The following is a 23,750-nucleotide window of genomic DNA, read 5'->3' as shown; positions in this document are numbered from 1 at the left end:
ACTCATGCCCACAGAGGGGGACACGGGTGCCTGAGGGCCACACACTGCACCGGTTGGCGGCGCACTTCGACAAGACCTTCGGGGGCGGCGCCGTACGGGCCTGGAGCCCCCAGGGGCGCTTCGCCGAGGGCGCGGCCCGGGTCGACGGGCGCGTCCTGACCGAGAGCGAGGCCCACGGCAAGCACCTGTTCCTCGGCTTCGACTCCGGCGAGTGGCTCCGCGTCCACCTGGGCCTGTACGGGGCCTGGTCCTTCGGGGACGCCGACGGCGAACGCCACCTGGGCGCACCCCGCACCGAGGGCGCCGACCGCCTCGACCTGCGGCGCGACCCCGACGGTTTCGTCCTGCCGCCCGACCCGGTGGGAGCCGTCCGCGTGCGCCTGGTCAACTCCTCGGGCTGGGCCGACCTGCGCGGCGCCTCCGCATGCGAGGTCATCACCGAGGAGGACAAACGCGCGGTCCAGGAACGGCTGGGCCCGGACCCGCTGCGTGCCGACGCCGATCCGGAGCGGGCCTGGCGGGCGGTGAGCCGCTCGCGCAGCAGCCTCGCGGTGCTCCTGATGCGCCAGGACGTGATCGCGGGCATCGGCAACATCTACCGCGCCGAATCCCTCTTCCGGGCCGGCCTCGACCCGATGACCCCGGGCCGCGAACTCACCCGGGAGCGGTGGGACGCCCTGTGGGCCGACCTCACCGGGCTGCTCCAGGACGGGGTGCGGGACGGCTACATCATCACCACCCGCCCCGAGGACCGCCCCAACCCCGAAGCCCGGCCGGTGCCCCGGCCGGACACCCTCTACGTCTGCTACCGCACCGGCGATCCCTGCCGGGTGTGCTCCTCGCCGATCTCGGCCGCGGAGCTGTCCGGGCGCACCCTGTACTGGTGCCCCGGCTGCCAGCGCCCGACACGCTGAACCCGGACGCCGGGGTCGGACGTATCCGCCTCGTTCGCCGTGCCCGGCGAAAGCCGTGGGCTCGGGCCAAAGCCGGTGGGTTACAATCCACTCCCGGTGACTGAACCGGTTCAGTCTTTAATTACTGGGAGACGGCTTGGGGTCTTTGATGCGGCGCCCGACGATCATGGACATCGCCAAGGCGGCCGGGGTGTCCAAGGGGGCGGTTTCCTACGCCCTCAACGGCCGCCCCGGGGTCTCGGAGTCCACTCGCGAGCGCATCCTGACCATCGCCAACGACCTGGGCTGGGCGCCCAGCAACCCCGCCCGCGCACTCGCCCCCGGCGGTCGGGTGGGCGCGATCGGCATGGTCGTCGACCGTCCGGCGCGCTCGCTGGGTATCGAGCCCTTCTTCATGCAGCTGGTCTCGGGTGTGGAGACCGAGCTCTCCGACCAGGGGGTCGACCTGATGCTCCAGGTCGCCGAGGACGTCGAGGCGGAGCTGGCGGTCTACCGCCGCTGGGCCGCCGAGCGCCGGGTGGACGGGGTGGTCATGGTTGACCTGCGGGTGTCCGATCCCCGGCCGGAGATGATGGGGGTCCTGCCGCTCCCCGCCGTGCTCCTGGGCGGGCCGGAGGGCGCTGGCGGACTTCCGTGTCTGTACACGGACGACGGGGTGCCGATGCGCGAGGTGGTGCACTACCTCGCCGCGATGGGGCACCGGCGGATCGTGCGGGTGGCCGGCCCCGAGGACTTCGTGCACACCCACAGCCGTACGGAGGCCTTCCGCCAGGCGGCCGAACGCTCCGGGTTGCTCCAAGCACGCACGGTGCACGCCGATTACACGGGGGAGGCGGGGAGCCGGACCACCAGGCGTCTGCTGGCCGAGGCCGAGCCTCCCACGGCTCTGGTCTACGACAACGACCTGATGGCGCTGGCCGGACTCGGGGTCGCGGCGGAGATGGGTATCGAGGTGCCCTCCCAGCTGTCCATCGTGGCCTGGGACGACTCCGCGCTCTGCCAGATGGTGCGCCCCTCGCTCACCGCGGTCAGCCGTGACGTGGTGTCCCACGGGCGCCGGGTGGCGTCGATGCTGAACGCGGTCCTCACGGGGCAGCGGGTCGAGAGCGAGGAGACCCTGCCGGGGGAGCTGCGGCCCCGGGGGAGTACCGGCCCCCTGGTGGTCTGAGCACCCTGGGTCCGCGCGCGGGCACAGAACCGGTTCACCAAGGGGTCTTCGGGCGACGCCAGGCCATCGTGGCTGTTACAAGGGGATAACAGGGAAGTGTCGGGGATTGACGGGGTTCGTCGGTCCGTGTTGTTGTTAACGTCACTTACCCGGTTCAGCAACGGCCCTTTGCTTCCACTATTGGGAGCGCTCCCAGCCTGTCCCTGACAGGATCGGCTTCCCCCCTAGAGGGCCGGCCGGGTGTGAGGAGGAGTCGAGATGAGATCTCTGAGGCTTCCCGCTGCCCTGGCGGCACTGGTGATCGTGGCCAGTGCGTGCTCAGGCGAAGGCGGAGAGGGCGGCGGTTCCGAGGGCTATCCCCGGGGCGAGACGCTGTACACCACGGGTACCGCCTGGGGCCCGCCGGTCAACTGGAACCCGATCATGCGCGGCCAGTACGCCGTGGGGACCTTCGGTCTGGCCTATGAACCGCTCTTCCACTACGACCCCGAGGCGAACGACTACGTTCCCTGGCTCGCGGAGGGAGACGAGTGGCCCGACGCGGACACCCACGTCATCACCCTGCGCGACGGGATGACCTGGTCCGACGGTGAGCCGATCGTCGCCCAGGACGTGGCGACCACCATCGAGCTCGGCCAGATGGACATCTCCTACAGCAACATCTGGAACTTCATCGAGAGCGTCGAGGCCACCGGTGACCTGGAGGTCACGGTGAACTTCTCGGACAGTCGCCCCCAGGAGTGGATGAACTGGGCCTACAGCACCCCGATCGTTCCGGACCACATCTGGGCCGACAAGGACCAGGCGGGTCTCAGCGACGACCCCAACGCCGATCCGGTCGGCAGTGGTCCCTACCTCTACGAGACGCACGCCGATGACCGCATGGTCTGGAAGCGCAACGACGACTGGTGGGGAACCGAGGCCCTGGGCCTGGAGATGCAGCCCACCTACATCGTCGACATCGTCAACGCCTCCAACGAGGTGACGATGAACATGATCAGCAACAACGAGGTCGACCTCTCTAACAACTTCCTGCCCGGCATCGACCAGATGATCGACGGGCAGGCCATCACCAGCTTCTACGACGGTCCGCCCTACATGCAGTCCGCCAACACCGCCTGGCTGGTGCTCAACCACGAACAGGAGCCGATGGGCGACGCCGAGTTCCGCAAGGCGCTGGCGCACGCCATCGACATGGAGACGATCATCGACGGCCCCTACTCCAACCTGGTCGAGGGCGCCAACCCCACGGGTCTGCTCCCCCAGTGGGACGACTACATCGACCACGAGCTGGTCTCCGAGGAGGGCTACTCCTACAGCCCGGACGAGGCGGTCGCCCTGCTGGAGGACGCGGGCTACACCGACCAGAACGGGGACGGCTTCGTCGACACCCCGGATGGAGAGCCCATCTCCCTGACCCTCCAGGTCCCCTCCGGCTGGACCGACTGGATGGAGGCCGCCCGGGTCATCGCGGAGAACGCCCAGGACGTCGGGATCAACGTCGAGGCGGACTTCCCCGACTTCGACCTGCTGGTCAACAACCGCAACGAGGGTGACTTCGACATGCTCGTCAACAACGAGCGCCAGCTGAGCAACACCCCGTGGACCTACTACGACTACCTCTTCCAGCTGCCGATCCGTGACCAGCAGACCACGGCCAACTTCGGTCGCTACGAGAACGAGGAGGTCTGGGCCCTGGTCGAGGAGCTCGCCGCCGTCCCGGCGGACGACGTGGCGGGCGCGGCTGAGGTCACCTCGCAGATCCAGGAGATCCAGATGGCCGAACTTCCGGCCATCCCGCTCTGGTACAACGGCCTCTGGTCGCAGCAGACCAACACCACCTGGACGAACTGGCCCAGCGAACAGGGCACCGCCGGTTACGCCACGATGTGGGACGGATGGTTCGAGCTCGGAGCCATCCGCACCCTCGCCGAGATCGAACTGGCCGAATAACGCGCACCCGTGGAGCGCTCCCGGTATGGGAGCGCTCCACCCCGCGCCCCACATCTGGAGGAACCCCGTGTGGCGTTACATGGGCCGCAAGCTCGGGATCTACGGCATCACCTTCGTGGTCGCGGTCACCATCAACTGGATGATCCCGCGGTTCATGCCGGGCGACCCCGTTCGCAGCATGCTCAACAGGGCCTCGGTCTCCGACCCCGAGGCACTGGAACGCATGACCACCTACTACAACGAGGTCTTCGGCCTCGATACCCCGCTCCACCAGCAGTACTTCGCCTTCTGGGCGGGCCTCTTCCGCGGTGACCTCGGCATCAGCGTCTGGCTCTACCCGGAGCCGGTGACCGACATCATCCTCCGCAGCCTGCCGTTCACCCTGGGCCTGCTGCTGCCCGCCATCATCCTGAGCTGGATCATCGGCAACCGCTTCGGTGCGTTCGCGGCGCGCAGCAAGGTCCTCGACAACACCGTGCTGCCGCTCGGCTACATCCTGACCGCCACCCCCTACATGTGGATCGCCCTGCTGCTCGCCTGGGCGCTCGGTGTGGTGGGCGGCTTCTTCCCGACAGCCGGAGGCTACAGCTTCGCTCTCACGCCGTCATGGTCGTGGGTATTCGTCTCGAACCTGCTCAGCCACTGGTTCCTTCCGTTCCTCTCCCTGTTCCTGGTCGCCCTCGGCGGTTGGGCTATCGGGATGCGCAACATGATCATCTACGAGCTGGAAGCGGACTACTCGAACTACCTCCAAGCCCTCGGTGCCCCCCGCCGACTGATCCGCCGCTACGCCTTCCGCAACGCGATGCTGCCGCAGATCACCGGCCTGGCCGTGCAGTTGGGCACCATCATCGCCGGAGCGCTGCTCACCGAGATCGTCTTCAACTACCCCGGCCTGGGCACCCTGATCCTCAACGCACTCAGGAACAACGACTTCTTCCTGCTGCAGGGCATCTTCCTGTTCGTGGTGGTCGGAGTGCTGATCGCCAACTTCATCATCGACATCATCTACGTCCTGGTCGACCCGCGCACGCGTGTGCAGATGACGGGAGGCGCGTCATGACCAATGTCCCCGGAGCACCGGGAGCGGCCGATTCCGGAGCCGCCCCCGAGCCGGTCGCCGAGCGCAAGGTCTCCGAGACCCTGCACTTCGCCCGGCGCAACCCCAAACTCCTCATCGGTACGGGCATCGTGCTCGCGCTCCTGCTCACCGGCCTGATCGGGCCGCTGTTCATCGACCACGGTCCGAACGTCTACGTCGGCCCCAAGAGCCAGCCGCCCAGTTCCGAGTACTGGATGGGCACCACCTCCTTCGGTCAGGACATCTGGGCACAGTTCGTCTACGGGCTGCGATCGACCTTCCTGGTCGGCGCACTCGGCGGCGGCATCGCCTTCGTCGTGGGCACCGCGGTCGGGTTCCTCGCCGGCTACAAGGGCGGGTTCATCGACGAACTCCTCAACATGTTCACCAACGTGGTGCTCGTGCTGCCCACCCTGGTCGTGCTGATCGTCGCCGTCGCCTACCTGGACGTGCGAGGCATCCTCGTGCAGGCCCTGTTCATCGGACTGACCTCCTGGCCCTGGGCCGCACGCGCGGTCCGCTCCCAGGCGCTGTCCCTGGCCACCCGCGACTACGTGGACCTGGCCCGTCTGAGCGGTCGCCGCACCGCGAAGATCATCACCACCGAGATCGCTCCGAACATGAGCTCCTACCTGGTGATGTCCTTCATCCTGCTCTTCGGCGGGGCGATCCTCATCGCCGCCGGGCTCGACTTCATCGGCCTGGGCCCCGTGAGCGGGGTCTCCCTCGGCCTCATGTTGGAGAGCGCCGTCCAGTGGAGCGCCCTGCAGCTCGGCATGTGGTGGTGGTTCATCCCGCCGGGTGCCGGGATCACCCTCCTGGTGGGTTCGATGTACATCCTCAACGTCGGGTTGGACGAAGTCTTCAACCCCAAGCTGCGGGAGCTGTGATGACCCTGCGCGTCAAGGACCTGAAGGTCTACTACCAGACCCTGCGCGGGGACGTCCACGCCCTCGACGGGGTGAACTTCGACCTCGCCGACGGGGAGATCATGGGCCTGGCCGGCGAGTCCGGCTGCGGCAAGAGCACCCTCGGCAAGAGCCTGATCAGGCTGGACGGCCGGATGCGGCACGTGGACGGCACGATCGAGCTGGACGGCAAGGACGTACCCATCGCCGATGACGGCGCGATGAATCCGTTCCGCTACCACGAGATCTCCCTCATCCCGCAGTACGCGATGAGCGCGCTCAACCCCACCCGCAAGATCGGGCGGATGATCAACGAGCTGCTGCGCTCGCGCGGAGTGCGCCCCGCCACGGTCGCCGAGGAGCTCGAACGGCGCCTGGAGCTCGTCGGGCTCGACCCCGACGTGCTCAACCGGTTCCCGATCGAGCTCTCCGGCGGGATGAAGCAGCGGGTGGTCATGGTCATGGCGACCCTGCTCAACCCGTCCCTGCTCATCGCGGACGAGGCGACCTCGGCCCTGGACGTGTCGACCCAGCGGTCGGTGGTCGAGTCCATGGTCGAGTTCCGCGACCGCGGCTACGTCAAGAGCATGATCTTCGTGACCCACGACATCTCGCTCGTCTACCAGATGGCCGACACGGTCATGGTGATGTACGCGGGCCGGATCGCCGAGAAGGGCCCGGCGAGCACGATCATCAACGACCCGCAGCACCCCTACACCAAGATGCTCATCGGGGCGCTGCCCGAAGTCGGCGCGACCACGGTGGACACGCGTCTGGAGGGAATCCCGGGCACCCCGCCGGGGCTGCTGAAACCTCCCACGGGCTGCCGGTTCAAGGACCGCTGCCCCATCGCTTCGGAGGAGTGCTCCCAGACGCCGCCGCTGGTGGAGATCGATCCCGGCCACTGGGCCGCCTGCTGGAAGACGGGGAGGTAGTGCCGTGCTGGAACTGAGCCACGTGCACAAGGTGTACCGGGTGGGAGCGTTCGGCGGAGCGAAACTTCGTGCTGTTCGCGACGTCAGCCTGACCGTCGAGCCAGGCGAGGTGGTGTCGCTGATCGGCGAGAGCGGCAGCGGCAAGAGCACGATCGGGAAGATGGTGCTGGGGCTGACCAGGATCAGCTCGGGCACCATCCGTTTCGAGGGCGAGGACGTGTCGCGGATCCGCGGGTTCTCGGCGAAGAAGGAGTACTACCGCAAGGTACAGGGGGTCTTCCAGGACCCGTTCAGTTCCTTCAACCCGATCTTCAAGGCCGACCGCGTCTTCGAGATGATTCGGTCCTCCTACTTCCCCGGGATGTCCGACGCGGACTGGAAGCGCAAGGTCCTGGACGCGGTCGGCACGGTCCGCCTGGACCCGGAGAACGTGCTGGGCAAGTACCCGCACCAGCTCAGCGGCGGGCAGCTCCAGCGGCTGCTCATCGCACGTGCGCTGCTGCTCGACATCAGACTGCTGGTGGCGGACGAGATCATCAGCATGTTGGACGCCTCCACCCGTATCGACGTGCTCAACCTGCTGGGCGACCTCAAGGAACGGGGCCTGGGCATCATCTTCGTGACCCACGACCTGTCCCTGGGCAACTACGTCAGCGACAAGTCCGTGATCCTGCGCAAGGGCGCCATCGCCGAGATGGGACCCACTCGCACGGTGTTCGACAACCCCCTCCACCCCTACAGCCGTCACCTGCTCTCGTGCGTGCCCCAGATGCACCGCACCTGGGCGGAAGTGGACGCGGAGCTGGCGGCCAACCCGCCCGAGGACGTGGAACTGCCCAAGGTCGCCGATGACGACGACTCCGCTCCGCTCATCGAGGCCGAAGAGGGACACTTCGTCGGTATCGATCAGGGCTGACCAAGGTCCGGACCCGCCTCCAACACCATCAGAAGCATCAGAAAGGGAGCGCGCATGACCTCCTGGTTCGACCTCCACGACGACTGGGCCCTCACGGCGGTGCCCCACGGGGACGCCCTGTCGGATCCGGCCGCCGCGGTCGGCGAGGTCCCCGCCACCGTGCCGGGCTGTGTCCACACGGACCTGCTCGACCACGGCCTGATCGCCGACCCCTACCTGGACGACAACGAGGACCGTCTGGGCTGGATCGGGCGCACGGACTGGAGGTACACGCGCTCCCTGGCGGCCGAGGCCGAGGCCCTGGACGGCACGGCGGAGCGCGTGGACCTGGTCTGCGCCGGTCTGGACACCGTCGCCACCGTCCGGGTCGGTGGCCGGGAGGTCGGTCGCTCCGCCAACATGCACCGCTCGTACCGCTTCGACGCCACCGAGGCGCTGGCCGAAGGCGGCGCGGACCCCGCCCTGGAGGTGGAGTTCGCCTCGCCGTACCGGTACGCGGAGGCCAACCGGGAGCGGATGGGCGTCCTCCCCGGCGCCTACGACGAGCCGTACCAGTACATCCGCAAGATGGCCTGCAACTTCGGCTGGGACTGGGGCCCGACCCTGGTGACCTCCGGGATCTGGCGGCCGATCCGGTTGCACGCCTGGTCCACGGCGCGGCTGGCCTCGGTCCGGCCGCTGGTGTCGGTCACCGAGGACGGCTCGCTGGGCCGGGTCGGCGTCCGGGTGGCGGTGGAGCGGACCGGGCCCGGGGCGGACGTTCCCCTCACCCTGACCGCGACGGTGGCGGGGGAGACCACCACCGTCGCCGTGCCCGCGGGCGAGACGGAGGCCGCCCTGGAACTGGTGGTCGCCGACCCCGGGCTGTGGTGGCCGCGCGGTCACGGCGACCAGCCGCTGCACGATCTCACCGTGGAGCTGTCCGCCGCCGAACCCGGTGCGGATCAGAGCATCCTCGACACCTGGACGCGCCGGATCGGGTTCCGCAACGTGGCCGTGCACAGCGCGCCCGACCAGCACGGGGCCGCCTTCGCCCTGCGCGTCAACGGCCGCGACGTCCTGGTCAAGGGCGCCAACTGGATCCCCGACGACACCTTCCCCAGCAGGATCGGCCGCGGCCGCTACCGGGAGAGGATCGACCAGGCCGCCGAGGCCGGGATCAACCTGCTGCGGGTCTGGGGCGGCGGGATCTACGAGTCCGAGGACTTCTACGAACTCTGCTCCGAACGCGGGATGCTCGTCTGGCAGGACTTCCTCTTCGCCTGCGCCGCCTACCCCGAGGACGAGCCGCTGGCCGCCGAGGTCGAGGCCGAGGCGCGGGACGCGGTCGTGCGGCTGGCCCCGCACCCCAGCCTCGCCGTGTGGTGCGGCAACAACGAGAACATCTGGGGGCACGAGGACTGGGGCTGGAAGGAGCAGCTCGACGGCCGGGCCTGGGGCGCCGGGTACTACCTGGACGTGCTGCCGCGCGTGGTCGCCGAACTCGACCCCACCCGCCCCTACTGGCCGGGCAGCCCCTACTCCGAGGCGGAGGGCGTCCACCCCAACGAGGCGACCCACGGCACCATGCACCTGTGGGACGTGTGGAACGAGGTCGACTACACCGTCTACCGCGACCACCGGCCCCGGTTCGCCGCCGAGTTCGGCTACCAGGCGCCGCCCGCCCACTCCACCCTGCGGGGCTCGGTGACGGACGCCCCGCTCACCTCGACCTCGCCCGGCGTGCTGCACCACCAGAAGGCGATCGACGGAAACGGCAAGCTGGCCCGCGGACTGGCCGCGCACTTCGGTGACCGCGACTGGTCCTACGACGACTGGCACTACCTCACCCAGGTCAACCAGGCGCGCGCCCTGACCGTGGGTATCGAGCACTTCCGCTCCACCTGGCCGTACTGCACGGGCACGGTCATGTGGCAGATCAACGACTGCTGGCCGGTCACCTCCTGGGCCGCGGTGGACGGGGCGGGGCTGCGCAAGCCCCTGTGGTACGCGCTGCGCCGCGTGTACGCGGACCGGGTGGCCACCGTCCAGCCGGTCTCCGGTGGCGGGCTGACGGTGGTCCTGGGCAACGACACCGACCAGGAGTGGTCCACCGAGGTGACGGTGGTGCGCCGCGACTTCGACACCGGCCGGGCCCTGGCCGCCTCGGCGCATCCGGTCCGGGTGGCGCCCCGCGGCGCGCTGCGGATCCCGGTGCCCGAGGGGGTCGCCCGGGCCCAGGACCCCGCCCGTGAGGTGCTGACCGCCGACGGCGGGGGAGAGCGGGCCTGGTGGTTCTTCTCCCGTGACCATGAACTGGACTACCGAAAACCCGAATTCGACGTGGAAACGCGGATGGACGGTGACGATTTGCGGGTGAGGGTCCGGGCGCGTGTGCTCTTGCGGGACCTGGTCCTGAACGTGGACCGGCTCGACCCCGGGGTGAGCGCGGACAGCGCCCTGGTGACCCTGCTGCCCGGGGAGTCCCACACCTTCACGGTGCCGGGCGGTGCCCGGCTCGACCCGGAGGCGGTCACGGCGCCACCCGTGCTGAAGTGCGTCAACGACTCCCTCGTGAACTAGGGGTGGCGTTCCCGTTACGCTCCGGTGGCTGCCGTGCGCATCACGCGTGCTCCCCGCGCGGCCCGCCGGTATTCCCCGGCGCGCCGTGCGGGTTGCCACACCGAAATCCATCACCAGCTGGCTCGTCTGTGGTACGTTCATTGAAGATTGTTAGTCGTTGAATTTCGCAGTTGGTGTCTTGCCCGCGGAGTTTGTGACCGGCGGGCGGTTTCTCATGGAGTCGGCTCGCGGCAATTTTCGGGCGTGTGAGTATGCGTCCGTGTACACCGAGCTGAAGGAGAAAACATGGCTCAGGGAACTGTGAAGTGGTTCAACGGCGAGAAGGGCTTCGGCTTCATCTCCCCCGACGACGGTGGCCCCGACGCCTTCGTTCACTACAGCGCCATCCAGGGTTCGGGCTTCCGTAACCTGGAGGAGAACCAGCGCGTGGAGTTCGAGATCGTCGCCGGTACCCGCGGCCCCCAGGCCGAGAACGTCGTCGCGATCTAAGACCGCCAGACGTTGCGATGTCGCCCCTCGAGGGGTGCGAATGTCGCGGAACGCCCCCGGAGAGCCTGGCTCTCCGGGGGCGTTCGCATGTCCGGGGCCGCTGCCCGAGAGCCTCTGGCCCGGGGCCGAGCCCTGGAGCGGTGCCTCCGCGCGCACGGGAGCCCCGGGACCCGTCAACAAAGGTCCCGGGGCTCCCGTGCGCGCGACTCAGGCCTCCAGGAGGGCCTTGGTGCGCTCACGCACCTCGGCGGTGTCCAGGCCGCGCACGGTGACGGTGGTCCGGCGCCGCAGGGCGTCGTCCACGGTCACCGCCCACTCGCGGTCGCGGGCGAAGACCACCTGGGCCCAGATGTCCGGGCCGTCCGGGTGGATGCGCTCGCCCAGTTCCGGCTCGGCGCGCACCATCGCGGCGAGGTCCATGGCCAGGCTGCCGTAGTGGGAGGCCAGGTGCCGGGCGACCAGCGGGTCCAGGCGGGTGCCCGGCTCACGGTCGATGATCAGGCGCTGGGTGACCGCGTCCGGGCTGGCCAGCCCGGGCAGCGGCACGGTCCGCAGCGGGTCGGCCATGTCCTCCGACAGCGGGACCGCCGACACCTTGCGCAGCTCCTCCAGGACGGCCCGGCCGATGTGCCGGTAGGTCGTCCACTTGCCCCCGGCCACCGAGAGCATCCCGCCGCGCCCCTGGCTGACCACGGTCTCCCGCTTGGCCGAGCTGGTGTCCCCGGGGCCGCCCGGCAGCACCCGCAGCCCCGCGAAGGAGTAGGTCATGCGGTCGCGGTCCAGGTAGGGGGCGTCGATGCCCAGCGCCGCCTCGCCCAGGATCTGGTCGACGTCGGAGGGGACCACGCCCACGTCCGCGGGGTCGCCCTCGAAGGCCTCGTCCGTGGTGCCCAGGAGCAGGTGCCCCTCCCACGGGATGGCGAAGGACACCCGGTACTTGTCCACCGGGATGGTGAGCGCGGCCCGCCACGGGTCCGGGGTGCGCAGTACCAGGTGGGCGCCCTTGGACAGGCGCACGCTGGGCGCCGCGGCCGGGTCCTCCAGACGGCGCAGGTGGTCCACCCAGGGGCCGGTCGCGTTGAGGACCAGCCGCGCGTCGATCCCGAAGTCCTCACCGTTCACGCGGTCGCGCAGGTCGGCACCGGTCACCCTGCCCCGGGTGGTGCGCAGCCCCAGGACCTCGGCGTGGTTGAGAACCACGGCCCCGGCGTCCGCGGCGGCGCGCACCGTCATGACCGCCATCCGGCTGTCGTTCATCTGGTGGTCGCTGTAGGCGGCGACGGACTTCAGGCCCTCGGTGCGCAGCCCGGGCGCCAGGCGCTTGGCCTGGAGCGGCGAGAGCAGGCGGCCCATGCCGTCGCCGAAGGCGGACAGCGCGGAGTAGAGGAAGACGCCCGCGCCCATCTTGGCGGCGCCGTGCGGCCCCCCGGAGTAGATCGGCACCAGGAAGGGGCGGTGGTTGACCAGGTGCGGAGCCACGTCGGAGGCGAGCGAGCGCCGCTCCCTGTGGTTCTCCGCGACCAGGCGCACGTTGCCGGTCTGGAGGTAGCGCAGACCGCCGTGCACGAGCTTGGAGGAGGCGCTGGAGGTGGCTCCGGCGAAGTCGCCGGCGTCGACCATGGCCACTCGCAGGCCGGCCTGGGTCGCGGTCCAGGCGACGGAGGTGCCGAGGATCCCGCCGCCGATGACGAGGAGGTCGAAGGTGCCCCGGGCGAGTTCCTCGCGCGTGTGCGCGCGTACCGCGGGGGCGTCGCTTCGGTGGGTGCTGGCGGTCATGGCTGGTGCTCCGTCCGTTGGAGAGGGGGGCGATTCCGCACGTACCTGAACGGGCTCCACGTTTCAGGTGGGTGTCGTACGCATAATACGACAATGCCGAACGATGGTGAAGATCGGAGTCGGTATTGGCGGTGTTCCCTTGACCGAGATGGGTCTTGGGGGGCGCTTGGAAGCTCTGATGTGACCCAGGGGGGTCATGGTGTCGCTTGTTGTGTTTGAGGTTCGGCATTGTCGCACTGTTTGAGTACGTGGCCAGAAGCCTCGTGCGCAAGGTAAAAGCTGGAATCCGGGGATCCTGAACTGGGCTTCCAGCTTCCCTGAACAGGATAAATGCCTGGACTTCGGGTTCTCCGGTTGTCCCACTGGGGAGGCGCCGCCGGTCCTACGATGAACCGCATCATGGCCAATAGGTACTCACCCACGATCCGGCGGCGCCGGCTCTCCGCCGAGCTCCGGCGGGTCCGGCTCGCCGCCCGTAAGACCAGCGAAGAGGCCGCGGCGGAAGCGGGCCTGTCCAAGTCCACGTATTCGAACATCGAGTCCGGGGTGAAGAAGCGCCCCAGCCTCCCGGAGGTCCGGGCGATCCTGGAGGCCTGCGGGGTGCCCCCGGGCGGAGAGTTCGACGAGATTCTGGACCTGTGCCGCCAGTCCCTCGAACGCGGCTGGTGGACCCGGTACCGCGACGTCCTCGCGGCCCGGTTCGTCGGCTTCGAGGCCGAGGCCAGATCCATCACGACCTGGCAGCCCCTCCTGGTGCCCGGGCTGCTCCAGGTCCCCGAGTACATGCGGCTCGTCGCGCAGGCCTGCCTGGCCAGCCCGCAGGAGATCCGCCGGGCCGTCGACGCCCGGATGACCAGACAGCGCATCCTGGAGGACCGCGACCCGCCGGAGCTGTACGCCATCTTCGACGAGGGCTCGCTGCTGCGCCTGCACGACCATCCCGAGGTCCGGCGCAGCCAGGTCAAACACCTCCTGGAGATGGCCCAGCGCCCCAACGTCACCGTGCAGATGACCAGGGCGGACCGGGTCAACCCCGGCAGCGGCGGCTCCTGCGTGATCCTGGAGTTCCCCGATGCCATCGACCCGACCGTGGTCTTCCTGGAGACCGCCACCGACGGCATCTACCTGGAGGAGCCGGATGACGTGGCCCGCTACCGGAACCTGCTCAACCACCTGGGGCTGGTGGCGCTGCGACCGGGGGAGACCCTCGACTACCTGGAGGAGGTCCACCTCGGCCGGTGAGCCGTGGAACGGGAACGGCACGAACGACGGAGGGCGCCCGGAACGATCCGGGCGCCCTCCGAGGACACTGATGGCGGCGGGATCGCGGCTAGCCGCCGAAACCGGTCAGGTGCCAGATCCAGGCGCCGATCACACCGCCCACGATCGGGCCGACCACCGGGATCCACGCGTAGCCCCAGTCGGACGAGCCCTTGCCCGGGATCGGCAGCAGCGCGTGCGCGATGCGCGGACCCAGGTCACGGGCCGGGTTGATGGCGTACCCGGTGGGACCACCGAGCGACAGGCCGATGCCGAGCACCAGGAGACCGACCAGCAGCGGGGCCAGGCCGGTGCTGAACAGGCCGGACAGGTCGGCGTCACCGATCGAGACGTGGCCGGAGTTGGCGCCGATGCCGAGGATGCCCAGCACCAGCATCGCGGTGCCGATGACCTCGGTGGTGAGGTTGGCGACCGGGTTGCGTACCGCGGGCGAGGTGCTGAAGACGGCGAGCTTGGCGTCCGCGTCGTCGGTGTGCTTCCAGTGCGCGGAGTAGGCCAGGAAGACCAGGCACGCGCCGGTGAAGGCGCCGAGGAGCTGGGCGGCGATGTAGCCGGGCACCAGGGCCCAGCTGAACTCGCCGATGCTGGCCAGCCCGAGCGTGACCGCCGGGTTGATGTGGGCGCCGGAAGTGGTGCCGACGACGTAGACGGCCATGGCGACCGCCATACCCCAGCCGAGCGTCACCACGATCCAGCCCCCGGCGAGGGCCTTGGACTTGGCGAGTACGACGCCGGCGACGACACCGCCGCCGAGCAGGATCAGGATGGCGGTACCGATGAACTCCGCCAGGTACACCGAGAAGTCTTGCATGGGGACCTCCGCCCCGAGAGGGGGGCAGTCGGGTCACGGGTCGGCGCCTTGCCCGTTGCGGGCATAATCGGACGCACCCGTCACAGGATGGATGGGCGGGGGCACTGCTCGGTGCCCCCGGATCCGCGCTCCGGGGGTCCCAGGTGGCACTAGTGCCCCCGGGGCGCGGTCGTCTTGTTGCCAAGCGCTACTTGGCGTCCTCGTGCTCCACCCAGGAGCGGGTGCGCTGCACGGCCTTGTTCCAGTTGTGGTACTCGCGCTCGCGGGCCTCGGAGGCCATCTTCGGGTTCCACTCGGCGGCCTTGTGCCAGTTGGCGCGCAGGGTCTCGATGTCGGGCCAGTAGCCCACCGCGAGCCCCGCCGCGTAGGCGGCGCCCAGGCACGTGGTCTCGGCGACCATCGGCCGCACGACCTCGGCGTCGAGCACGTCGGACAGGATCTGCATGAGCAGGTTGTCCGCGGTCATGCCGCCGTCCACCTTCAGGGTGGTGAGGTCGATCTGGGAGTCGGCGTTCATGGCGTCGACGACCTCGCGGGTCTGCCAGGCCGAGGCCTCCAGGACGGCGCGGGCGATGTGGCCCTTGTTGACGTAGCCGGTCAGGCCGGCGATCACGCCGCGGGCGTCGCTGTCCCAGTGCGGGGCGAACAGGCCGGAGAAGGCCGGGACGATGTAGCAGCCGCCGTTGTCGTCCACGGTGCGCGCGAGCGTCTCGATCTCGGGCGCGGTGGAGATCAGGCCCAGGTTGTCGCGCAGCCACTGGACGAGGGAGCCGGTGACCGCGATGGAGCCCTCGAGGGCGTACACGGCCGGGGCGTCGCCGATCTTGTATCCCAGCGTGGTGAGCAGACCGTTGTTGGAGGTCACGGGCTCGGTGCCGGTGTTCATCACCAGGAAGGTGCCGGTGCCGTAGGTGCCCTTGACGTCGCCGGGGTCGAAGCAGGTCTGGCCGAACAGGGCGGCGTGCTGGTCGCCCAGGGAGGCGGCCACGGGGGTGCCAGCCAGGTAGCCGGTGGACTCGCCGTAGACCTCGGAGGAGGAGCGGATCTCCGGCAGCAGGCTGGCCGGGATCTGCATGGCCTCCAGGATCTCGGTGTCCCAGTCCAGGGTGGCCAGGTTCATCAGCATGGTGCGGCTGGCGTTGGTCACGTCCGTGACGTGGCGGCCGGTCAGCTTCCAGATGAGCCAGGTGTCCATGGTGCCGAACAGCAGCTCGCCGCGCTCGGCGCGCTCGCGGACGCCCTCGACGTTGTCGAGCAGCCAGCGGACCTTGGGACCGGAGAAGTAGGTGGCCAGGGGCAGGCCGCACTTGGGGCGGAACCGGTCCTGGCCCTCCTGGGCGCCGAGCTCGCGGACGATGTCGTCGGTGCGGGTGTCCTGCCAGACGATGGCGTTGTAGACCGGCTCGCCGGTCTCCTTGTCCCAGAGCAGGGTGGTCTCGCGCTGGTTGGTGATGCCGATGGCGGCGATCTGGTCCGGCGTGATGTCGCTCTTTTGCAGGGACTCCTGGACCACGGCCTCGACGTTGGTCCAGATCTCCAGGGCGTCGTGCTCGACCCACCCCGGCTTCGGGAAGATCTGGCGGTGCTCTCGTTGGTCGACCGAGACGATGCGTCCGTCCTGGTCGAAGAGGATGCAGCGGCTCGACGTGGTGCCCTGGTCGATCGCGGCGACGTACTGCTGACTCATCGGTGCTCGCCTTCAAGGTGGACGGGTGCGGAACGGGGTGGGAAACGGTGTGATCGGCGATAGTCACCGAACGACGTACGACATTGACGTATGATTAGGCGATAGTTTCAACCGTCTTTCCTTCCCATGTCAAGGCCGCGTGACGCAATCGTGTTGCGTGGGTCACCAGCTTGGGGCGGCCACTGTCCCAGGACGGGTGCGGACACGGAAAACACCACTCCGCTGATGGCCGCGAAGTGGTGCGAAGTGGACGTCGCCTTGGGAAAGAGGCGGGGTTTGTGAGGGTCTGTGACGGCCAGGCGGGGTCCGGCAGGGCCCTAGTAGGGCGTGACGCCCAGCTCCCGGGAGATCGCGCGGGCGGCGTCGCGGACGTAGGAGACCTGTTCCATGTCGGGCTTTCCGTCCTCGCCGCGCAGGCGCTCGACGGCGCCGCGCACTCCGATGGCGCCGACGGTGACGTTGCGCCGGTCGCGGATGGGGGCGGCGATGGACACCTCGCCCTCGACCAGCTCCTCGGCCTCCCAGCCCCAGCCGCTGTCGCGGATCTCGGTCAGCTGGCCCTCCAGCGCCGCCATGGACGTGACGGTGCGCCGGGTGAAGGCGGTGAGCTCCACCGGGGAGTCGGTCTCCACCGAGGCGACCTCCTCGGGGACGGCCAGCGGGTCGAAGGCCATCAGGGCCTTGCCCAGGGCGGTCGCGTGCAGCGGCAGCAGGGTGCCCACGTCCAGGGTCTGCCGACTGGAGTCCGGCCGGAAGACGTGGTGTACCACCAGGACCTGGTGCTTGTGCAGGGTGCCGATGCGCACGCTCTCCCCGCTGCGCGAGGCTAGGGTGTCCGCCCAGTTCAGCGCACGGGTGCGCAGCTCGTTGCCGTCCAGGTAGCGGGTGCCCAGGCTGAGCATCCCGCCGCCCAGGCGGTACCGGCCCGACTCGGGGTCCTGCTCCACGAAACCGACGTGCTGGAGCGTGCGCAGGATGCCCAGGGCTGTCCCCTTGGGCAGCTCCAGTGAGCGGGAGACCTCCGCCAGGCTCAGTCCGCGGGCGCCACTGGCCAGGAGCCGGAGGATCGCGGCGGCGCGTTCGATGGACTGGATTCTTCCCGGCATTGCGGTGCTACCACTCTCTAGTACGACAATGTCATACGCCAGATGCTACTACGCGATGTGATGCGCAACACCTGCCGGTGCCCCTTCGTTGCGCGAGATCGGCCAAGTGTACCGACGGGCACCCGTGCTGACCTGCGGTCGGGCGAGGCCATGGGCGGATCAGAGTTCGGCCGCGGCCCGGGTGATCGCCTTCGCGGCGTCCTCGACGTCGCTGTCGGTGATCTCCAGGCGCAGTACCAACCGGACCCGGGAACCGCCGCCGAGTGCCCGCACGCCCTGGGCGGCGAAGGCCTCCAGGTACTCCGCGGCCCGCCCCTCAGGGGTCCGGATCAGCACCATGTTGGTCCGCGCCCGCACGGACAGCCCGGGCAGGTCCGCCAGCAGTCCGGCCAGCCGGGCCGCGCGCTCGTGGTCCTCCACGATCCGCTCCCGGTGGTGGCGCAGCGCGTGTAGGGCGCCCGCCGCGATGATCCCCGCCTGGCGCATGCCCGCGCCCAGCAGCTTGCGGCCGCGCCGGGCCCGCCGGATCGTGTCGGTGTCACCGGCCAGCGCCGAACCCACCGGCGCGCCCAGGCCCTTGGAGAAGCAGACCGACACCGTGTCGAAGCCCGCGGCCACCGCGGCGGGGGAGACCTCCAGGTGGGCGGCGGCGTTCCACAGCCGGGCGCCGTCCAGGTGCGCCTTCAGCCCGTGCGAGTGCGCGAAGTCCGTCACCCGCCGCTGCTCGGTCAGCGGGACCACTCGGCCGCTGAAGGTGTTCTCCAGCCACAACAGGGCCGGGTCGGCGCGGTGGACGTCGCCGAGCCCAGAGATCCAGGTGTCCAGAAGCTCCTGCGAGGGGAAGGGGTCGCCCGGGTACAGCCGCGGCAGCACCCGGGAGAGCACCACCGCGGCGCCCTGCTCGTCACCGATGAGGTGGTGGTTCTCGTGCGCCCACACCTCCTCGCCGCTGCGCGTGGACACGTACAGCCCGAGTTGGTTGGCCATGTGCCCGGAGGGGACGTAGAGCGCGGCCTCGCGCCCGAGCAGGGCCGCGGTCTCCTCCTCCAGCGCCCGCACGGTCGGGTCCTCGCCGAACACGTCGTCGCCGACCTCTGCCTCGGCCATGGCCCGGCGCATGTCGGGCGTGGGACGGGTGAGGGTGTCCGAGCGCAGGTCGATCAAGGTTTCTCCGTAGGTTGGGGACGCTGCCACGACGATACTCGGCGGGGCTCGGGCCGCCTCGGGGCAGGTGTCTCCTTTCCCGGCCCTCCCCTCAGGTCTCCTCCATGAGGATCAGGTAGGCGTCCTCGTCGTGCAGGGCGTGCAGCCGGTACCAGGCCTGTAGGGCGCGCGGGCTGAGGACGTCGAGCTTGGCCAGGATCTCCCGGGCGAACTCGACCGGCGCGGTGGCCCCGGCCGTGATGAGGTCGTCGTCGGCGACCGCCAGCTCGGACCGATACCTGTGCCCGCCCGCGTACCCGGTGCCCAGGAGGTAGTCCGGCGCGGAGCTGGTGTGGTCCCGGTGGTCGAGCAGCCCCTCCCTGGCCAGCCCGGCGGTGGCCCCGCAGATCGCGGCCACCGGCACCCCGGCGTCGAGGAAGATGCCCGCAGCCGAGGCCAGCGGCGCCATCGTTTCGGGCGCCGAGTCCCAGTCGGGGGAGCCGGGCAGGACGAGCATCGCACTGGCCGAGGGCTTGAGCTGGGGCAGCGTGAGGTCGGGCAGGACCGTCACCCCGCCCATCGTGGTCACCGGCGCACCGGTCAGCCCCACGGTGACGACCCCGAGGCTCCCCGCCCCGTGCGGCCCGAGCCCCGATCTCACCTGCGCGATCGCATGCCCGTACTGCCAGTCGGCCATCCGGTCGTACACGGCGAGATGCAGGGAGGGGGCGGGCTCAGCACTCATGGCATGAGGTTGGTGTCTGGGCGGTCGGAGTGTCAATTTTCGGCCACCGGCTTCTGCGCAGCGGCCCCATCAGCCTCCGGTTTTATTCATGAGTGCCGTGAAAATACCGGCCTGTCCGTCCAGGTGGCGTCCTGCCCGGATGGCTGCCCGGAGGGTGGCGGTCGGGGGTGCCCCCGACGGATTTCAGGCCTGTGACCTGGGTCTCCCTCACAAAATCGAAACCTCGTGTTCACACGGGCTCACAAATGGTATTACCATTCACTCAGCTTGGCTCAAGAGCAGGTCAAGGGCGTGTTCAGCCACGGCCAAGCACCACTGTCCCGTCCACTGGAAGGCTCCGTCGTGGAGAACTTCGAACCCGTCTACGGCACGGGTCCCCTCCTCGGGATCGCGGCGGGTGCCATCGCGCTCCTGCTGTTCCTGATCATCCGCTTCAAGTTGCACGCGTTCATCGCACTGGTCCTGGTCAGCGTGCTCACCGCGCTGGCCGCCGGGATTCCGGTGGACGGGGTCGTGCCCACCCTGCTGGACGGCTTCGGCGGCACCCTCGCCAACGTCGCCCTGCTGGTGGGCCTGGGCGTGATGATCGGCCGCATGCTGGAGGTCACCGGCGGTGCCGCCGTCCTGGCCGGTGCGCTGATCAAGCTGTTCGGTGAGAAGCGCGCCCCGCTCGCCCTCGGCGTGGCCTCACTGCTCTTCGGCTTCCCGATCTTCTTCGATGTCGGCCTCGTCGTGATGCTGCCGATCGTCTTCAGCGTCGCCCGCCGCGTGGGCGGTTCCGTGCTCACGTACGCGCTGCCGACCGCCGGCGCCTTCGCGGTCATGCACGCCTTCGTGCCGCCGCACCCCGGGCCGGTCACCGCCGCCGTGGAGATCGGCGCGGACATGGGGCTGACCCTGCTGGTCGGCGCCGTCCTGGCCATCCCCACCTGGTACCTGGCCAGTTACCTCTACGGCCTGTGGGCGGGCAAGCGCTTCGAGCTCCCCGTCCCCGACGACATCATGGGCAACGGCGACGTCAAGCACGAGAACCCGCCGCACCTGCTCACCGTGCTCAGCATCCTGCTCCTGCCGATGCTGCTCATCTTCGCCAACACCGGAACCGGTACCCTCACCGCGACCGGAACCGTTTCCGAGGACCTGGTCTGGGTCCAGTCCCTCCAGCTCGTCGGCGCCACCCCCATCGCGCTGCTCATCACCGTGCTCTACGCGATGGTGGTGCTCAGCAACGGCCGCTTCACCCGCCAGCGGGTCGAGGAGATCGTCGGCGGCGCGCTCGGCCCCGTCTGCGGCATCATCCTGATCACCGGCGCGGGCGGTATGTTCGGCGGCGTCCTGCGGGCCAGCGGCATCGGCCAGGCCCTCGCCGGGAGCCTGGAGTCCACGGGTATGCCGGTCATCGTCGCGGCGTTCATCATCGCGCTGGCCCTGCGCGTCGCCCAGGGGTCGGCCACGGTCGCCATCACCACGGCGGCGGGTCTGATCGCCCCGGCGGTACAGGCCACATCCGGGCTCAGCTCCATCGACCTGGCGCTGATCGTGATCGCGATCGCCTCCGGCGCCACCGCGCTCTCGCACGTCAACGACTCCGGGTTCTGGCTGGTCGGCCGTTTCCTGGGGATGGACGTCAAGACCACGCTGAAGACCTGGACGGTCATGGAGACCCTCATCGGCTTCATCGGCTTCGGGCTCGCCTTCGGCCTCTACCTGGTCCTGTAGGGCACGCGTTCGGCCGGGCCGGTGGGCGGGCCGCCGGCCGAGTCAGCAGACGGGCTCCGTACCGTCCTCGCGGAGCGCGTCCGCGACCTCGGTGACGATGGACCGCATCGCCGCCTCCGCCACGTCGGGCAGACCGTCCCGGATGGCCTGCGCCACCGCCGTGTGCAGGCGCAGCGCCTCCGGGCGGGGGTTGTGCGGCATCAGGTCGTAGGAGGTGCGGCCGACCAGGACCTCGGTGACCACCTCGGCCAGGCCGGACAGCATCTCGTTGCCCGACAGCTCCAGGATGCGGCGGTGGAAGGTGATGTCGAGCTCCATGAAGGTGGTGAGCTCACCGGCCTGGCCGGTCAGGGTCATCTGCTCGGCCACCACCACCAGCTGGGCCCGCTCGTCGGCGGGGCCGCGCTCGGCCGCCAGGGCGGCGGCGCCCGGCTCCACGGCGGCGCGGAGCTCGTTGAGGGAGCGCAGCTGGTCCATCCGGCCCGAACCGGCCAGGCGCCAGCGGATGAGCTGGGGGTCGAACACGCTCCAGTCCCGCTGGGGCCGGACCCGGATCCCGGTCCTGGGACGGCTCACGACCAGCCGCATCGACTCCAGGACGCGCACCGCCTCGCGGGCGACCGTCCGGGACACGCCGAAGTCCTGCTCCAGGCCCTGGAGCGTGAAGGCGTGGCCCGGGGTGTAGTCCCCGGCGGCGATCGCCGGGCCGAGTACCGCCAGCACCCGGTTGTGCAGCGTTCGGTGCTCGGTGGCCATCTCATCCCTCGCAGCTTCCAGGATTCCTCGTATGACGACCGGAACCGGTCGGGGTCAGGCTGAAGCCTAGCCCGATTGATTGATACCACTATTGGTGGCGGCGTCGCGGTCGGGCGACGGGCCAAGATATCGGAGAGACCATGCACTTTGTCTTCATGGGCGTATCTGGCAGCGGTAAGACCAGTGTCGCCGAGCGCGTCGCCGAACGGTTGGAGCTCCCCTTCGCGGAGGCCGACGCCTTCCATCCCGAGGCCAACATCACGAAGATGTCGGCCGGGGTGCCGCTGACCGACGGGGACCGCTGGCCCTGGCTGCGCGAACTGGCCGACTGGATCGGCGCCCACGAGGCGCTGGGGGAGTCGACGGTGATGGCCTGCTCGGCGCTCAAGCGCACCTACCGGGACGTGCTGCGCTCCGGGGCTCCCGGCGTGCACTTCCTGCACATGCACGGGCCCTCGGAGGTGATCTGGGGGCGGATCGCCGCCCGTGAGGACCACTTCATGCCGCCCGCGCTCCTGCGGTCGCAGTTGGAGACCCTCCAGCGGCTCGACCCGGACGAGGCGGGGCTGGAGTTCGACGTGCGCGGCGACCTGGACGCGCTCAACGCCGAGGCGCTGGCGTACGTGTCCGGGCAGCTGCGCTCCGCCCAGACCTGAGCGGTCCGGGTCTGAGCCACTCGGCCCTGATTCGTGGCTTTCGGTGATGCTTTGGCAACCGTGTGTGCGGGGATGTGGGCTCCACTTGTGTAGTGCGCCCGGGCGCGCGACCCTGTTCGTCATGCAAGACTCCCAAACGTCCCCTATGTCCTCCGCCGCCCGGCCCTTCAGTGTGGTCCCACCCCCTCGGCAGAGCCTTCTCGCCGCGCGCCGAGCGGGCGTGCGGCCCCCGCAGGACGTTCGGCAGACCTGTGTACTGATGTTCGTCACCGCCGTCGCCTACGTCGGGCTGGGCTACCAGGCCTGGACGATGCTGGAGGCGGGCGCGCCCGGTCCGGTCGTGACCGACCTGTGGATCCTGCTGGTCGTGTCCGGGCTGACCGCTCTCGGGATGGCCGCGCTGGCGCTGCCGGTGCGGCGCGCCGGTCACGTGCTGTGGCGCTCGGCCCAGTTCGGGGCGCTGGTCGCCCTGGGCGCGGCCGTGTCCGCGCTGCACATGTCGGCCAGACTGGCGGACACGCAGATGCTGCTGGTCGGGCTGCTCGTGTCGTTCTTCGCCATCATCGTCAACATCGCGCTGTGGAGCACCAACGTGCGCCGCTGGTGCGAACTGTAGGTCATACGGGGCCGGCGGCCGAGGGCCCGGCGGCGCTGAGGAACTCCTCGGCGCCACCGGGCCCTTTCGTCTCTCAGGCCCCAGGGGCGCCGGTCAGTCCTCCTCCTCGCCGTCTGCCAGGACGTGCAGACGGGCCAGGTGCTCGCTGTCGTCCTCACCGTGGCGGAGCGTGTAGACCTCGCGCGCCTCGTCGGCGATGTCGCCGACCTCGTCCTCGAAGCCGTAGTCGAGGAGGTCGTCCAGCAGGTCGAGCGCACGGTGCAGCGGATCCCCGTCGTCGGGGTCCTCGGCGGCCTCCTGCGGCGAGTGGCCCGTGACCCGGGCCAGCACGGCGCCTCGGGCCTCCTCCACCGCGCTCTCCGCTCCGGCCGCGGCGCTCAGTCGGATGCGGGTGATGGGGTCCTCGTCGGCGATGAGCATCAGCTGCTCGGCCAGCCAGGCGCTGTCCTGGCCTTCGAGGAACGCGGTGAGGTCCGCGTCGTCAAGGGGAGTGTCCATCCGCAGATCATAGGACGAACGGGACCCGAT

General features: G+C 69.7%; 21 protein-coding genes. 13 read left to right on the top strand and 8 right to left on the bottom strand.

The genetic code is table 11. The annotated features are described in order from the left end of the window. The first annotated feature begins 26 nt into the window (after window positions 1-26). From HNR07_RS18000 to HNR07_RS17960, 9 genes are all read left to right on the top strand, one after another. A complete protein-coding gene (locus HNR07_RS18000; RefSeq protein ID WP_184365987.1) occupies window positions 27-914 on the top strand; it encodes an Fpg/Nei family DNA glycosylase in 888 nt (295 codons plus the stop codon). Between the two features lie 148 nt (window positions 915-1,062). Next, on the top strand, window positions 1,063-2,082 hold the full coding sequence (locus HNR07_RS17995; RefSeq protein ID WP_184365986.1) for a LacI family DNA-binding transcriptional regulator: 1,020 nt from the start codon (window positions 1,063-1,065) through the stop codon (window positions 2,080-2,082). Between the two features lie 258 nt (window positions 2,083-2,340). After that, window positions 2,341-4,035, top strand: a complete 1,695-nt coding sequence (locus tag HNR07_RS17990; RefSeq protein WP_184365985.1) for an ABC transporter substrate-binding protein — start codon at window positions 2,341-2,343, stop codon at window positions 4,033-4,035. Window positions 4,036-4,102: 67 nt separating this feature from the next. Next, window positions 4,103-5,098 (top strand): ABC transporter permease, encoded by a 996-nt coding sequence (locus HNR07_RS17985; protein ID WP_184365984.1) that lies wholly within the window; start codon window positions 4,103-4,105, stop codon window positions 5,096-5,098. Then, window positions 5,095-6,006, top strand: a complete 912-nt coding sequence (locus HNR07_RS17980; protein WP_184365983.1) for an ABC transporter permease — start codon at window positions 5,095-5,097, stop codon at window positions 6,004-6,006. Before HNR07_RS17985 ends, HNR07_RS17980 begins: the two co-directional genes overlap by 4 nt. After that, a complete protein-coding gene (locus tag HNR07_RS17975) occupies window positions 6,006-6,959 on the top strand; it encodes an ABC transporter ATP-binding protein (protein ID WP_184365982.1) in 954 nt (317 codons plus the stop codon). Before HNR07_RS17980 ends, HNR07_RS17975 begins: the two co-directional genes overlap by 1 nt. Before the next feature lie 4 nt (window positions 6,960-6,963). Continuing rightward, window positions 6,964-7,875 carry an ATP-binding cassette domain-containing protein gene (locus tag HNR07_RS17970; RefSeq protein WP_184365981.1) on the top strand — a complete coding sequence of 304 codons (912 nt, stop codon included), beginning with the start codon at window positions 6,964-6,966 and terminating at the stop codon, window positions 7,873-7,875. 54 nt (window positions 7,876-7,929) lie between these two features. Then, the gene (locus HNR07_RS17965) at window positions 7,930-10,437 is read left to right on the top strand and encodes a glycoside hydrolase family 2 protein (RefSeq protein WP_184365980.1); all 2,508 of its coding nucleotides are present in this window, start codon (window positions 7,930-7,932) and stop codon (window positions 10,435-10,437) included. Window positions 10,438-10,722: 285 nt separating this feature from the next. After that, window positions 10,723-10,926, top strand: a complete 204-nt coding sequence (locus tag HNR07_RS17960) for a cold-shock protein (protein WP_017581854.1) — start codon at window positions 10,723-10,725, stop codon at window positions 10,924-10,926. Window positions 10,927-11,133: 207 nt separating this feature from the next. On the opposite strand, the gene HNR07_RS17955 is transcribed toward HNR07_RS17960, so the two are convergent. Continuing rightward, complete coding sequence (locus HNR07_RS17955; protein ID WP_184365979.1) at window positions 11,134-12,702, bottom strand: glycerol-3-phosphate dehydrogenase/oxidase; 1,569 nt, start codon at window positions 12,700-12,702, stop codon at window positions 11,134-11,136. Window positions 12,703-13,089: 387 nt separating this feature from the next. Between HNR07_RS17955 and HNR07_RS17950 the strand changes: the two genes are divergently transcribed. Next, window positions 13,090-13,944 carry a helix-turn-helix domain-containing protein gene (locus HNR07_RS17950; protein WP_184365978.1) on the top strand — a complete coding sequence of 285 codons (855 nt, stop codon included), beginning with the start codon at window positions 13,090-13,092 and terminating at the stop codon, window positions 13,942-13,944. A gap of 88 nt (window positions 13,945-14,032) precedes the next feature. Here the strand turns inward: HNR07_RS17950 and HNR07_RS17945 are convergent, their stop codons facing one another. The 5 genes from HNR07_RS17945 to HNR07_RS17925 all read right to left on the bottom strand — a co-directional run bounded on the left by HNR07_RS17945 (window position 14,033) and on the right by HNR07_RS17925 (window position 19,475). After that, window positions 14,033-14,794: an MIP/aquaporin family protein gene (locus HNR07_RS17945; protein ID WP_184365977.1), complete on the bottom strand. Its 762-nt coding sequence runs from the start codon at window positions 14,792-14,794 to the stop codon at window positions 14,033-14,035. Between the two features lie 187 nt (window positions 14,795-14,981). Continuing rightward, the gene (gene glpK, locus HNR07_RS17940; RefSeq protein WP_184365976.1) at window positions 14,982-16,481 is read right to left on the bottom strand and encodes a glycerol kinase GlpK; all 1,500 of its coding nucleotides are present in this window, start codon (window positions 16,479-16,481) and stop codon (window positions 14,982-14,984) included. 317 nt (window positions 16,482-16,798) lie between these two features. Next, complete coding sequence (locus tag HNR07_RS17935; protein WP_184365975.1) at window positions 16,799-17,587, bottom strand: IclR family transcriptional regulator; 789 nt, start codon at window positions 17,585-17,587, stop codon at window positions 16,799-16,801. A gap of 159 nt (window positions 17,588-17,746) precedes the next feature. Continuing rightward, a complete protein-coding gene (locus HNR07_RS17930) occupies window positions 17,747-18,751 on the bottom strand; it encodes a threonine aldolase family protein (RefSeq protein ID WP_184365974.1) in 1,005 nt (334 codons plus the stop codon). A 91-nt stretch (window positions 18,752-18,842) separates the two neighbouring features. Next, window positions 18,843-19,475, bottom strand: a complete 633-nt coding sequence (locus tag HNR07_RS17925; protein WP_184365973.1) for a DJ-1/PfpI family protein — start codon at window positions 19,473-19,475, stop codon at window positions 18,843-18,845. Window positions 19,476-19,817: 342 nt separating this feature from the next. Between HNR07_RS17925 and HNR07_RS17920 the strand changes: the two genes are divergently transcribed. After that, a complete protein-coding gene (locus tag HNR07_RS17920; protein WP_184372246.1) occupies window positions 19,818-21,194 on the top strand; it encodes a GntP family permease in 1,377 nt (458 codons plus the stop codon). A 42-nt stretch (window positions 21,195-21,236) separates the two neighbouring features. Here HNR07_RS17920 and HNR07_RS17915 read toward each other — a convergent pair whose 3' ends face one another. Further along, on the bottom strand, window positions 21,237-21,950 hold the full coding sequence (locus HNR07_RS17915) for a FadR/GntR family transcriptional regulator (RefSeq protein ID WP_184365972.1): 714 nt from the start codon (window positions 21,948-21,950) through the stop codon (window positions 21,237-21,239). Between the two features lie 140 nt (window positions 21,951-22,090). On the opposite strand from HNR07_RS17915, the gene HNR07_RS17910 reads away from it, so the two are divergent. After that, the gene (locus HNR07_RS17910; protein WP_184365971.1) at window positions 22,091-22,606 is read left to right on the top strand and encodes a gluconokinase; all 516 of its coding nucleotides are present in this window, start codon (window positions 22,091-22,093) and stop codon (window positions 22,604-22,606) included. 121 nt (window positions 22,607-22,727) lie between these two features. After that, a complete protein-coding gene (locus HNR07_RS17905) occupies window positions 22,728-23,222 on the top strand; it encodes a hypothetical protein (RefSeq protein WP_246420377.1) in 495 nt (164 codons plus the stop codon). A 93-nt stretch (window positions 23,223-23,315) separates the two neighbouring features. On the opposite strand, the gene HNR07_RS17900 is transcribed toward HNR07_RS17905, so the two are convergent. Beyond that, complete coding sequence (locus HNR07_RS17900) at window positions 23,316-23,720, bottom strand: hypothetical protein (protein WP_184365970.1); 405 nt, start codon at window positions 23,718-23,720, stop codon at window positions 23,316-23,318. Window positions 23,721-23,750: the final 30 nt, after the last annotated feature.

The organism is Nocardiopsis metallicus (genome assembly GCF_014201115.1).
Lineage (GTDB): Bacteria > Actinomycetota > Actinomycetes > Streptosporangiales > Streptosporangiaceae > Nocardiopsis > Nocardiopsis metallicus.
Note: the sequence above shows the minus strand (reverse complement) of the source record. Positions and strands in the feature narration are given on the sequence as shown.

What these genes read in the sequence shown, in the direction of transcription:
- HNR07_RS17995 (WP_184365986.1), top strand. Translation starts at nt 1,063, where the DNA reads ATGCGGCGCCCGACGATCATGGACATCGCCAAGGCGGCCGGGGTGTCC.
- HNR07_RS17990 (WP_184365985.1), top strand. Translation starts at nt 2,341, where the DNA reads ATGAGATCTCTGAGGCTTCCCGCTGCCCTGGCGGCACTGGTGATCGTG.
- HNR07_RS17980 (WP_184365983.1), top strand. Translation starts at nt 5,095, where the DNA reads ATGACCAATGTCCCCGGAGCACCGGGAGCGGCCGATTCCGGAGCCGCC.
- HNR07_RS17975 (WP_184365982.1), top strand. Translation starts at nt 6,006, where the DNA reads ATGACCCTGCGCGTCAAGGACCTGAAGGTCTACTACCAGACCCTGCGC.
- HNR07_RS17965 (WP_184365980.1), top strand. Translation starts at nt 7,930, where the DNA reads ATGACCTCCTGGTTCGACCTCCACGACGACTGGGCCCTCACGGCGGTG.
- HNR07_RS17960 (WP_017581854.1), top strand. Translation starts at nt 10,723, where the DNA reads ATGGCTCAGGGAACTGTGAAGTGGTTCAACGGCGAGAAGGGCTTCGGC.
- HNR07_RS17955 (WP_184365979.1), bottom strand. Translation starts at nt 12,702, where the DNA reads ATGACCGCCAGCACCCACCGAAGCGACGCCCCCGCGGTACGCGCGCAC.
- HNR07_RS17950 (WP_184365978.1), top strand. Translation starts at nt 13,090, where the DNA reads ATGAACCGCATCATGGCCAATAGGTACTCACCCACGATCCGGCGGCGC.
- HNR07_RS17945 (WP_184365977.1), bottom strand. Translation starts at nt 14,794, where the DNA reads ATGCAAGACTTCTCGGTGTACCTGGCGGAGTTCATCGGTACCGCCATC.
- glpK (WP_184365976.1), bottom strand. Translation starts at nt 16,481, where the DNA reads ATGAGTCAGCAGTACGTCGCCGCGATCGACCAGGGCACCACGTCGAGC.
- HNR07_RS17935 (WP_184365975.1), bottom strand. Translation starts at nt 17,587, where the DNA reads ATGCCGGGAAGAATCCAGTCCATCGAACGCGCCGCCGCGATCCTCCGG.
- HNR07_RS17925 (WP_184365973.1), bottom strand. Translation starts at nt 19,475, where the DNA reads ATGAGTGCTGAGCCCGCCCCCTCCCTGCATCTCGCCGTGTACGACCGG.
- HNR07_RS17915 (WP_184365972.1), bottom strand. Translation starts at nt 21,950, where the DNA reads ATGGCCACCGAGCACCGAACGCTGCACAACCGGGTGCTGGCGGTACTC.
- HNR07_RS17910 (WP_184365971.1), top strand. Translation starts at nt 22,091, where the DNA reads ATGCACTTTGTCTTCATGGGCGTATCTGGCAGCGGTAAGACCAGTGTC.
- HNR07_RS17905 (WP_246420377.1), top strand. Translation starts at nt 22,728, where the DNA reads ATGCAAGACTCCCAAACGTCCCCTATGTCCTCCGCCGCCCGGCCCTTC.
- HNR07_RS17900 (WP_184365970.1), bottom strand. Translation starts at nt 23,720, where the DNA reads ATGGACACTCCCCTTGACGACGCGGACCTCACCGCGTTCCTCGAAGGC.